General features: G+C 41.9%; 11 protein-coding genes and 2 pseudogenes. 7 read left to right on the forward strand and 6 right to left on the reverse strand.

Annotated features, from left to right (window positions below; translation table 11 throughout):
- Positions 1-23: 23 nt before the first annotated feature.
- From OIM59_RS17370 to OIM59_RS17380, 3 genes are all read right to left on the reverse strand, one after another.
- Positions 24-953 carry a relaxase/mobilization nuclease domain-containing protein gene (locus tag OIM59_RS17370; RefSeq protein ID WP_303897876.1) on the reverse strand — a complete coding sequence of 310 codons (930 nt, stop codon included), beginning with the start codon at positions 951-953 and terminating at the stop codon, positions 24-26.
- Positions 950-1,324, reverse strand: a complete 375-nt coding sequence (mobC, locus tag OIM59_RS17375; protein ID WP_303898290.1) for a plasmid mobilization relaxosome protein MobC — start codon at positions 1,322-1,324, stop codon at positions 950-952. The genes OIM59_RS17370 and mobC overlap by 4 nt, the downstream gene beginning before the upstream one ends.
- Before the next feature lie 229 nt (positions 1,325-1,553).
- Positions 1,554-2,018 (reverse strand): DUF3408 domain-containing protein, encoded by a 465-nt coding sequence (locus OIM59_RS17380; protein WP_303897878.1) that lies wholly within the window; start codon positions 2,016-2,018, stop codon positions 1,554-1,556.
- 462 nt (positions 2,019-2,480) lie between these two features.
- Between OIM59_RS17380 and OIM59_RS17385 the strand changes: the two genes are divergently transcribed.
- The 3 genes from OIM59_RS17385 (at position 2,481) to OIM59_RS17395 (ending at position 4,324) form a co-directional block, all read left to right on the forward strand.
- Entirely contained in the window at positions 2,481-2,792 is a 312-nt protein-coding gene (locus OIM59_RS17385) for a helix-turn-helix domain-containing protein (RefSeq protein ID WP_013618156.1), read from the forward strand.
- A gap of 40 nt (positions 2,793-2,832) precedes the next feature.
- Positions 2,833-3,138 (forward strand): helix-turn-helix domain-containing protein, encoded by a 306-nt coding sequence (locus tag OIM59_RS17390; RefSeq protein WP_303897882.1) that lies wholly within the window; start codon positions 2,833-2,835, stop codon positions 3,136-3,138.
- A gap of 163 nt (positions 3,139-3,301) precedes the next feature.
- Positions 3,302-4,324 (forward strand): Fic family protein, encoded by a 1,023-nt coding sequence (locus OIM59_RS17395; protein ID WP_303897884.1) that lies wholly within the window; start codon positions 3,302-3,304, stop codon positions 4,322-4,324.
- Positions 4,325-4,791: 467 nt separating this feature from the next.
- Here the strand turns inward: OIM59_RS17395 and OIM59_RS17400 are convergent, their stop codons facing one another.
- From OIM59_RS17400 to OIM59_RS17410, 3 genes are all read right to left on the reverse strand, one after another.
- Positions 4,792-6,030: a site-specific integrase gene (locus OIM59_RS17400; protein ID WP_303897886.1), complete on the reverse strand. Its 1,239-nt coding sequence runs from the start codon at positions 6,028-6,030 to the stop codon at positions 4,792-4,794.
- A gap of 501 nt (positions 6,031-6,531) precedes the next feature.
- A complete protein-coding gene (locus OIM59_RS17405; protein WP_303898293.1) occupies positions 6,532-6,828 on the reverse strand; it encodes a helix-turn-helix domain-containing protein in 297 nt (98 codons plus the stop codon).
- Entirely contained in the window at positions 6,806-7,114 is a 309-nt protein-coding gene (locus OIM59_RS17410) for a helix-turn-helix domain-containing protein (protein ID WP_303897888.1), read from the reverse strand. The genes OIM59_RS17405 and OIM59_RS17410 overlap by 23 nt, the downstream gene beginning before the upstream one ends.
- 517 nt (positions 7,115-7,631) lie before the next feature.
- On the opposite strand from OIM59_RS17410, the gene nrfH reads away from it, so the two are divergent.
- The 4 genes and pseudogenes from nrfH (at position 7,632) to OIM59_RS17430 (ending at position 11,714) form a co-directional block, all read left to right on the forward strand.
- Complete coding sequence (gene nrfH / locus OIM59_RS17415) at positions 7,632-8,192, forward strand: cytochrome c nitrite reductase small subunit (protein ID WP_303897890.1); 561 nt, start codon at positions 7,632-7,634, stop codon at positions 8,190-8,192.
- A 66-nt stretch (positions 8,193-8,258) separates the two neighbouring features.
- Positions 8,259-9,682: pseudogene (gene nrfA / locus OIM59_RS17420) on the forward strand (ammonia-forming cytochrome c nitrite reductase).
- A 5-nt stretch (positions 9,683-9,687) separates the two neighbouring features.
- Positions 9,688-10,911, forward strand: coding sequence for a cytochrome c biogenesis protein ResB (locus OIM59_RS17425; protein ID WP_303897891.1), 1,224 nt, complete (start codon positions 9,688-9,690; stop codon positions 10,909-10,911).
- A gap of 16 nt (positions 10,912-10,927) precedes the next feature.
- Positions 10,928-11,714 (forward strand): annotated as a pseudogene (locus OIM59_RS17430) (cytochrome c biogenesis protein).
- The last annotated feature ends 35 nt before the right edge of the window (positions 11,715-11,749 follow it).

The following is an 11,749-nucleotide window of genomic DNA, read 5'->3' on the forward strand; positions in this document are numbered from 1 at the left end:
TAATTTGAATGGGAAAGGACGGACTACAATCCGAAACCTTTCCTTTTTTGTCTCTTCTTCCGGCGTCTGCGCAAAAGTTCTTCCTGAGGCAACGGCTCTTCGGGAGCGGTGCAGTTTGTAGGACTGAACAGTCCCGGTCCCGTACTTTCGAGAAGATGACCTTCGTCCGGTATCCTTTGCTGCACCTTATGTTCGGATTCCTGTTGGGATTCAGAAGTCTTCCAACCCAGCCGGGCATTCAGTCTGGCAAAGCTGAACTCCCGGCTGATCTGTGAAGCCTTGAAGGTCTGCCCGTCTTTGGTGAACCGGATCCCTTGTATGTCCTCCGGCCTTTTTATCTCCCTGGTACGCTTTACAAATTCCAGCCTGATGCCCCGGCGAAGCAGGTAATCATTAAACTCTTTCCATGTTTTGGAGTGCTTCAAAGCTGCCTTGACAGCATTGAAAATTTCGTATTTCACACGCTCCGAAGCATGAAGTTTCTCCACGTTAGTCTTGCCCTTGTCCTCGGCGTATGTCAACCCGTACCTGTCCTTAAGCAGTTTTGTGGCAATTTCATTGCGCTTGTAATCGCTCTGGGAAGAGATTACCTTGCCGTCATACCCGATGCGGTTATAGACCAAGTGACAGTGCGGGTTGTCCGTGTTATGGTGCCTTACCAGAATAAACTGAGTGTTTTTTATCCCCATCAACTCCATGTATTCCCGGGCTATTTTAGCCATAAATTCATCCGTCAGCAAGGCCTTGTCCTCCGGTTTGAAGCTTAATGCGATGTGCCCGACAGGCTGTTTTATCTTCGGATTAAGCTCACTCTGGTAGTTGAAACTGGCCGTTATTTCCCGGATATTTTCCAGCAGTACGCCGTCGGAGTCGATGATTTCCGCGTTGTCCTTGCCCATCACGTAACGGATACAGCCGCCGAAGGATTTCCCTTTCTTGATCTTGCCAATCATGACGGCCTCCTTTCTACGTGCCTGTACCGGACTATAATCTCCTTGAGTTTCTGCAGGAGTTCTGTCACCGTCCTTTGGGTACGGTGGAATCCGGCCTGATGGGACAGCCGGGTCAGCTGGTTCAGGTTGTTCGCCATACCCGTAAGGCTGCGTATGAAGGCAGTCTCCTCGGCCGAGTGCCTGGCCGTTATCGTCGTCTCAAAGGCTGATACACGGAGAAATTCCGCCAGCGTGAGGTTAGCCTGTCTGCTGCGTCGGCATAGCCGCTCGTAGTCTATCTTGGAGAATTTCACTGTAACGGCTTTGCTGAGTTTGCACACTCCGCTTACCCGGGGTCGTCCCCTCGGTCTGTTTTTCTTTCTGTCATTCATATTTCCTTTGTTTGATTTCTGATTATTCTTTTTCTCATAATCTGCGACCACCGGGAGCGGATTGCCTCCACTCTTCGGGAGTGGAGCGAGGTTTTTCGGGATGCCCGAAAGATAACCTCGCTAACTCCCAAAACTGAAGTTTTGTCCGTTACTCCGCCAGGGCGGCTACTGACTGTCTGAATACTGTAATGACTGGAGTCAGTAAGCAAGTCTGTCATTCCGGAAAATGTCACAGCTTTCGCCACTGCTCAAAGTCTTCCGAATAGATTTCAAGATGCTGCCGGGCGATGTTTTCAAGCAGTCCGGAAACGCTCATTCTGCGTCCTCCCAGCCTGCGGACAAATTCGTCCAGCCTGTCACGTACCTCGCCGCTAACAAACACGGGCTTGCGGTCTTCGATTCTCGGGACCTGAAGAAAAGCTTTCCGGTATTCGTCCAGGGATAGTTTCCTCTGCCTGCTGCTTATACGACGTTGAGACGAGAGAACAGCTTCCTCTCTTCCTGTTGGTGGTTGCCGGGTCTCGGATGGAACTTCTATTTGTTCTACAGACTTTGCCTGTTCTCTATTTCCAGTATCATTCAAGGATGATTCCATGGCAGTTTCAATACTGCCATCTGACGGGAGTATGAATGACATGTCCGTACCTGTCATGGCCTCCCATTCTTCTTTGGTCAATTTCTTTTTTGTTACCATACATTTTGATTTTAATCGGTTTACTCACTGGTCTCGGTGCGCACCTTGACTCGTTGTTGTGAGCAAAGGAAATGTGTATAGTAAACAGAATCAAGCAAATGGAGATACTGTGACAATTATGTTACCCTATGCACAATATAGATTAGGCGGTCAGTGCTGCCTGCCATGATTTGCCGGAGTGATTCTTCCATACCGGATTATTCAAGCGGATTCCGTTTATAAAGAAAGCTCATTGTATGCACTTGATATGTAACATGATGTCATTCCGGGCAACGCATCGTCACCGGTCTGAAAATCCATTGCAGTGTGATTCCTACTGCTTTTATTTGCAGTGGAAACAAGATAAAACGGTCCCATTTCCTACCGAGAATAGGACGATGATACATGATGGAATATCGGTTGTAAAGGATCTGTCCTGTTCCGGAATTTTGAATATATGTTTAACTGAAAATAATAAAGACAATGGAAATCATCAGCTTTGAAAAAAGGACTTTCGAGGAGATTGCCGCCAAGTTGGATCGTTTCGTGCAGCGGGTGGAAAGCCTGTGCCGTGAACACGGCGGAAAGGAAACAAGTGAATGGATGGACAACCACGAGGTTTGCCGCAGGTTGCGTATCAGTCCGAGAACCTTGCAGACCTTAAGGGATAACGGAACGCTTGCCTTTACCAAAATCGGGAACCGGACTTACTACCGTCCTGATGATGTGGAGCGAGTAGTCGGAAACGTGGAGGACAAACGCAAGGAAGCCCGTTGGAAAGGAAAGACCATTTGAGTGAGTTTCAAGAATAATGTATAACCAATATCAAACACGTATGAGTAATGAAATCAGAGAAAAGGACCACGAGTGGGTAAAGACATTCCACTCGAATTTCGACAGGCTGCTGGCCCTGCTCGAAAAGTTGTTGGAAAAACGGCAACCGTCTGCCTATGGCGATGAATTGCTGACGGACAAGGAAGTGGCATTCCTGCTGAAAGTAAGCAGGAGAACCCTGCAGGACTACCGCAACAACGGCATTCTGCCTTACACACAGGTAGGCGGCAAGATTCTCTACCGGGCTTCCGACATAGAAAAGACACTGATGAAAGGGTACAAGGAGGCGTACCGACTTAATGAATAAAATCGGTATCACTCTATTGGAATCTGTATCACTTATCTAACAGGTGTGTGATGCAGATTCTATTTGTTTTATTGCAAAAGGTGGGGAGAAAAGCAAATAAAGTAGGGAGAAAATAATGAGAAGTAGGGAGAAAAATATATATTTGTGAAAAATAGAAGATAATATGCAAACCGAACTTGAAAAATTGATTTCCCTTTATCGGAAATTGGAAATAGACAAGCAGATAGATTATGACAAGTTCTATTTGTATTCACTAATTACTCATTCCACGGCCATCGAGGGATCGACTATAACTGAGCTTGAAAATCAAATCATGTTCGACCAGGGAATCAGCCTGAAAGGGAAAAGTATCACGGAGCAGAACATGAATCTTGATCTTAAAAACGCTTATGAGACTGCCATAAAACTAGCTCATGCACATACTGATATCACTATTGATTTATTGAAAAGTCTCTCTGCTCTTGTTATGAAAAATACCGGACAGGAGTATAAGACTGCATTGGGGGATTTCTCATCTGCACAGGGAGACTTACGCCTGTTGAATGTTACGGCAGGAGTTGGAGGCAAATCGTATATGAATTACAGTAAAGTTCCGGTAAAACTCGCGGAATTTTGCAATTGGCTGAATCAAGAACGAAAAAATTATGCAAGCAAAAGTGTTGCACAATTATACGAGCTCAGTTTTGATACCCATTATCATTTGGTGACTATACATCCGTGGGCTGATGGTAACGGCAGAATGGCACGTCTTGTAATGAACATGCTTCAATTTGAGTTTGGATTGATTCCGACCAAAATCCTTAAGGATGATAAGGAGGAATATATCAAAGCATTGGTGGAAACCCGGGAAAATGAAGATTTAAGTATATTCCGGAATTTTATGACTGCCACTATGGTGAAGAATCTTGCTTATGACATTGAAACTTATCGTAAATCCATTGAAGATATTTCGGAGAGTGGGGAGAAACTGACAGAAAGTAGGAAGAAAAAGGTGAAAAGTAGGGAGAAAATTATTGCTTTGCTATCTCAAGACAATTCACTAAGTGCAGCTGCCCTTGCTGAGCGGATAGGCATAACCCCTAAAGCTGTGGAAAAGCATATTGCCAAGATGAAGGCAGAAGGAATACTCAAGCGTGTCGGACCGGATAAAGGCGGATACTGGCTGGTTGTAGAAAAAAACGATTGATTTTTCTGGAGGGAGCGCAGTTTACCGCCTGCCCATTTTTTGTGTTTCTAAAAAATAGCCTTCCCAAATTATAAAATAACAGCATATAGAATTGGAGCCTATTTGAACCAATCTATATGCTGTTTTGTCTTTTCCTTCTGACTTTTCCGTCAGTCGCTTGTTTCCGCTGCCGTCGGCGTTCATTGTACAGACGTGAAAGGGAAAAGGTTTTCGGGCTGAATACGCTCTGAAAGAGGAAGATTCTGCCCGAAACGGCATAGCCGCCAGACCTTTTCACTTTCAATAGAGTCTGTACTAACTTCTATGGGCGGCGAGGAAATAGGCGACTGATGGGTGTTTCTTATGATTTGGAGATTGAGGCTAAAGCTGTTAAGATATTCATACGGATAATTAACCGCAGAATTTGCGGCTTATTATCCGTATGATAGAATGATTCATAATTTATGAATTGTTTGAATGAACTGCTATTAACGAGAAAGATTGCCTGAAAGTACATCCCTTACATTATTCATATCTTTCAGAATGGAACTGTCGAGTACCCTTGCATAGTGCTGCGTCATCTTGATATTGGAGTGACCGAGCATTTTGGCTACATTCTCTATGCTTACTCCATTGGCCAAACAGACAGATGTGGCGTACGAGTGACGGGCGGTGTGTGTAGTCAGGTTCTTCTTTATCAGGCACAGGTCGGCAATCTCTTTCAGGTAGCTGTTCATCTTCTGATTGCAGGGAACAGGCAGCAATACTCCTTTCTTTTTGCAGGCAGGATAATCTGCATATTTCCTCAGGATTTCCAAAGGAATATCCAGCAGCGGAATGTTACACATGTTCTTTGTTTTCTGACGTGACTTCCTGATCCACAGATTGCCGTTATTGTCTTTTACAATATGCTCAGAGGAAAGTTGTTGCACGTCGATGAAAGCCAGACCGGTAAAGGCGGCGAAAATAAAAACATCACGGACTACGGTGATTCGCTCCAGAGGAAACTCCTTGTGGTAGATGGTCAGCAGTTCGTCCATGGTAAGAAATTCACGGATTACTTCTTTTTCGTGGAACTTGATACCGATAAACGGATCCTTGGCTATCCATTCATTGGCCAGTGCCAGATTGGTAATCTTCTTCAGACACTTCATATAACGGATGACGGTATTCTGCTGACATTCCTTTTCCGTCTTCAGATAAAATTCGAAGGCACGTACCAGTTCACCGTTGACTTCCGCTAGCGGCAGATCATCCTTTCCGTATTTCTGTCTGATAAGTTCGACAAGATAGCGCTTGCAGCTTTCATAACGGCGAACGGTAATCAGGGCGTAGTCTTTCCCGACCAGGGAACGGCATTGGTCATTGTGCTCCTGTATGGTACCGATGAGGGTGCGTACCGCTTCCGGTTCTTTGTCCTGTCCGAAAAATATTTCCTGTAACAGACGTGCCGTTATAGGCTGGTTCTGTTCTTCCAGCTCACAAAAAATCTGATGTAATTTGATTCTCGCATTTTCGATATAGGCATTCAGGTCGCATGATTTGCGGCTTTTGCCTCTGGCAGATTCCTTTGCCTGACTCCAGAGAGACGGATCAATGCTTTTGCGGATGTTGTTTTCAACTCGCGTACCATCTACAGTGATACGCATACACACGGATGCTTCTCCGTTTTTTAGCAGCTTGGTCTTCTTCAAGAAGAAAAGCACATTGAATGAATTTCTTTTCATTTTTCCTACAGTTTTTAGTTTGTACAAAAGTAGGAAACCGAACCCGTTTTCTTGCTATGCAAAATATTGACAATCAGTGAAAAAGAGCCTAATTCGGTGGAGATTTTTGCTCCACCTTTTATCTCCACCTTTTGCTCCACCTCGAACGGTAATATTTTGCCGTTTTTTGCGTGCCTGGGGAAAACAAAAAATCCCGATTTCGCTTGGAAATCAGGATTTTACTATCTTTTGCTTTTCTTCAAAGTGGTGCCACCAGGAATCGAATAATACTATTCAAAGTCCTAATTTGCAACACTTTAATATCTTTGGAAAAATCCCCGAACCACTGAATCAGCCATATGCCAAATTCACTAATTTTCGATAGATTCTCGTTACTCATCCTTTGACTTTACAAAGGTAAGTGTTCGGTTCTATTCCTCCAAATGTTTATATAATTATTTAGAGTAGTTACAAGTTATTTGCATGAAGTTTAGTTTTTGATTATTAGTGATTTAAGAAATGTCATTCAAATGCTAATACTTTGTTTCTTTCCAATATTTCTATAATGTCCTGTTCCTTATATAGAATCTTTCCACCTATTTTGTAATAGGGCAATTTACCATTCATTCTATATTCAATGAGTGTTCTTTTTGTAATTTTGAGAGCCTTTGATAACTCTTGTTCTGTTACATAGCGGTTCCCGTCCAATATAGGTCTGTAGATTACAGAGTTTGCATCCAACATTTTGGATATATTATCCATGGTTTCAATAAATCTTTTGACTTCATTACTATCCTTATTCAATACCAGCTGTCCCATTTCCATTATTAGTATGTGTTTTGAGGTTCTTCTTCATATAGTTTAGAATATCTTCTTTATTATAATATACTTTTCTGTCTATACGACTGAAAGGGATTAGCCCTTTCTGCCTTAGAGACAATAGTTTTCTGTCTGATATATTCATAAGAATACATACCTCCTGATTATCCAACCATTCATTCAGTTCAGATTTGAAAGAGTTCAGTCCTTTTAGTTGTTTTTCTATCTTGAACAATATGTTGTTCATTTCCATAAATGCACCGGCTTCTATGTTCACTATCTCCATAATCATTAGTTTAAGTGGTTGGTACAAAAATAGAATAGAAGGGTGTGGAATACAAGAGATTATCATCAAAGTTCATAATATGACATCAGATGTCATAGCGAAGCCACAGGACTATGCAGATCGGAGGGAGCTGAAATCCCTGTCTTATTTCGGGATTTTATAAGCAGACTATGTTTGGTTATTGAGAAAGGTGAATTTCCACTGTATGTATGAGGTCGTATATGGGAAATAAGGATAGCCGCCTTTGATTTACGGCTATGCGTCACGTCGGTCGCAGTTAATCCCTGTAATCTTCTCTCCAATTCTAATCCGTTTGCCGCCGCATTCTTTTTCAGGAGAATTTTCATGGCGTAAGCCATGAAGAAAATTCTCCTGAAAAAAGGAATAAATGCGGCTGGCAAATCAGGATTGGGATTTATCTTTGATGGAAGGGATAACTTAAAAAAACAATGCAAGTGTCATATTTCTTACACTGATTATTTCGATAAAATGTTTTTTTGCAAAAAAATGTATATATATGATATTATCTAAAAGGCAGAAAATAATAACAGCCATCATGGCTGGAACTATAGTAGGAGGTGGATTATTTTCCCTTTATATGTTGAGGGCGCATACTTATCTTACTGATGAACCTTCGGCTTGTGTGAATTGTCATATTATGTCCCCTTATTACGCTACATGGATGCACAGTTCTCATTCAAGAAATGCTACTTGTAATGATTGTCACGTTCCTCATGAGAACTTTGTAAAGAAATGGACTTTTAAGGGAATGGACGGAATGAAGCATGTTGCAGCTTTTCTGACAAGTTCTGAACCGCAGGTCATACAGGCACATCCTGCAAGCTCACAAGTAATAATGAATAACTGTATACGATGCCACCAGCAACTTAATACTGAATTTGTGGAAACAGGACGTATAGACTATATGATGTCTGAAGTTGGGAAAGGGAAAGCATGTTGGGATTGCCATAGGGATGTACCTCATGGAGGTAAAAACAGTCTCTCTTCCACTCTCAATGCGATAGTTCCACTACCTGAATCACCCGTACCGGAATGGCTTAAGAAAATGAAGAAATAATAAAATAAAACTATAGTATATGAACAATTTAAATCTTGGCATGGATGGTTGTTGTTTGGTGTTTCAATGACCGTTGTTTTTTGTTTGGGACTTGCTGTTTCTGCATTGTCTGAATGCAGGGCAGAAGTGGTAAGCATATTTAATAACAGAAAGAATCCTATGAAGGGTATTGTACCTCAGAATGAGAAGTTCCAGAGTGATTTCCCGAGAGAATATCAGACTTGGACAGAAACAGCCAATACTGATTTTCAGAGTGAATTTAATGGAAACGTAATGGTTGACGTTCTCGAACAACGTCCTGAAATGGTCATTCTTTGGGCTGGTTATGCTTTCTCAAAGGACTATTCAACACCGCGTGGACATATGCATGCAATAGAGGATATACGAGCAACATTACGTACAGGGGCTCCGGAAAGCGAAAGTGACGGCCCTCAGCCATCTACCTGCTGGACATGCAAGAGTCCGGATGTCCCACGTATGATGCAGGAAATAGGTGTTGATTCATTCTATAACAACAAATGGGCTGCTTTTGGCTCGGAGATTGTAAATCCTATAGGATGCTCAGACTGTCACGATTCAGAGACTATGGATCTTCATATAAGCCGTCCAGCATTGATTGAAGCATTTGCACGTCAGGGGAAAGATATAACAAAGGCAACACCGCAGGAAATGCGTTCTTTGGTCTGTGCACAGCGCCATGTGGAATATTACTTCAAAGGAGATGGAAATATCTGACATTTCCTTGGGACAAGGGTATGACAGTGGAAACAATAGAACAATACTATGATGAGAACAATTTCTCTGACTATACACATGCCTTAAGCCGTGCTCCTATTATCAAGGCACAACATCCTGATTATGAAATATCCCAGATGGGAATTCATGGACAGCGAGGGGTATCATGTGCAGACTGCCACATGCCGTATAAGAGTGAGGGTGGTATGAAGTTCAGTGACCATCATATCCAGAGTCCTCTTGCCATGATAGACCGTACATGTCAGGTTTGCCACCGTGAAAGTGAGTAAACTTTGCGTAATAATGTTTATGAACGTCAGCGTAAGGCTAATGAAATAAGAAACCGTCTGGAAGAAGAACTGGCTTCTGCACATATTGAAGCCAAATTTGCATGGGATAAAGGAGCTACGGACAATGAAATGAAACCTGTTCTAAAGCTTCTGCGCGAGGCACATTGGAGATGGGACTTTGGAGTAGTATCACACGGAGCAGCATTCCATGCGCCTCAAGAAATACAGAGAATCCTGTCGCATGGACTTGACCGAGCCTTACAGGCGAGATTGTCTATTTCCAGGATATTGGCAAAACATGGATATACAGACAATGTACCTATGCCTGATATTTCCACCAAGGAAAAGGCTCAGAAATTTATCGGACTGGATATTCCTGCAGAGAAAGCTGCAAAGGAGCGTTTTATGAATAAGACTGTACCAGGTTGGTTGAAAGAGGCAAAGTCTAACGGACGTATTATTTGATATTTATGTGGAAGAATACTTGGGGAATAAAAGAAGGAATAATGACCTGTGGCGGATTGATAGCCATAGGTCTTATTTTGCATCTATTTACGGGGGCTGTTGACTGGAGCAGTTTTGCTTGGCCGCTTAATATCTGTATTTTAACAGTGTATGTAGTGGTCTTGATAATGCTTTATATTTTAAGGAAAAAGCTATATTTTGTTCGCTGGACAATGTCGTATAATGTAGCTGTACCATCATTGATAGCAGTTGTATTTCTGACATTCCTTATGGGGATGATAAAACAGGTGCCGTCTTCTGTTTCTTCGGACGGATTTTCCATATTTAACAGTATGCTTTCTTTCTGGTCTTTCATTCTGGTTTATATTTGGATGACTTCAATAGTGGGGCTAGTTTCTATAAAATATTTGTTCTCATTTCGTGTTGCCAGAATACCATTTCTGCTAAATCATTTAGGGTTGTTTATAGCTTTAGTTTCAGCTACTTTAGGAAGTGCTGACATGAAGAGGCTGACTATGAATACCCGTATTGGTCAGACTGAATGGCGTGCTACAGACATTAACGGGAATTTGCATGAATTGCCGTTAGCCATAGAACTAAAGGACTTCAGTATAGACGAATACCCACCGAAACTGATGCTGATAGATAATTCTACAGGAAAGGCTTTACCGTATGATAAACCTGAACACCTTTTGCTGGAAGATGGGGTAAATTCAGGTAAGCTGTCAGAGTGGAAGTTTGAAATATTGGACAAAATAGAAATGGCTGCATCAGTATCAGGAGAAGATACTGTAAGGTATGTTGAATGGCCAGGTACCGGAGCCACTTATGCTGTAAACGTGAAGTCTGTTTCCTGTGATGGGAAACGAACTGCAAGTGGTTGGGTAAGCTGTGGAAGTTTTCTGTTCCCATATCAGGCTCTTCGCCTTGATAGTATTTGCAGTCTGGTAATGCCGGATAGAGAACCCAGACGTTTCTCTTCAGATGTAGTTATATATACAGAAAGCGGAAAAAAACAGGAAAAAACAATAGAAGTAAACAAACCTGCAGATATAGAAAACTGGAAGATTTATCAGTTGAGTTATGATGAAAGCAAAGGACGTTGGAGTGATATAAGTGTTTTTGAACTGGTTTTAGATCCTTGGCTTCCGGCTGTTTATGTAGGAATTATAATGATGATGTTTGGTGCTGTGTGTATGTTTGTCACTGCCCAAAAGAAAAATAATTAGAAAATAGGGAAATATGATGAGTTGGGACTGGTTTATATATTTTGTCATAGCGTCTGTATTGTTCTGGATTATAGGTTCATGGAATGCTTTTAAAGAATTCAAAATACGAGCATGTACATTTACTTTTATAGGACTTCTTGTCTTTGGAACATTTATAGGCTTGTTGTGGTATTCATTGGAAAGACCTCCTTTGCGCACAATGGGAGAGCCCCGTCTGTGGTATTCTTTTTTCCTGCCATTTGCTGGGTTGATTACCTATATGAGATGGAGGTATAAATGGATACTTGGATTCAGTACTATACTGTCTGTAGTATTCATTTGTGTAAACATTCTTAAACCTGAAATTCACAATAAGGCTTTGATGCCTGCGTTGCAAAGCCCATGGTTTGCTCCTCATGTCATTATATACATGTTTGCTTATGCTATGCTTGGGGCTTCGGCCATAATGGGAATTTATCTTTTATGGATAAAGAAAAATCAAGGTGATGTCAAAGAAATGGCCTTGTGTGATAACCTGGTATATGTCGGATTGTCATTCATGACTCTAGGTATGTTGACCGGAGCATTATGGGCAAAGGAAGCATGGGGACATTACTGGTCATGGGACCCAAAAGAAACATGGGCTGCAGTTACATGGTTCATATCTCACATATATACATATGAGGATAGGAATGCATAATAAACGGAAAGCATCCTTGTATGTTTTACTGTTATCGTTTGTGTTTCTGCAGATGTGCTGGTGGGGAATAAATTATTTGCCGTCTGCACAAGGTAGCAGTATACATACTTATAATATGAACTGATTAAACCTTATGATTTATGAGAAGAAGAAACTTAT

Source organism: Bacteroides mediterraneensis, assembly GCF_025993685.1.
Lineage (GTDB): Bacteria > Bacteroidota > Bacteroidia > Bacteroidales > Bacteroidaceae > Phocaeicola > Phocaeicola mediterraneensis_A.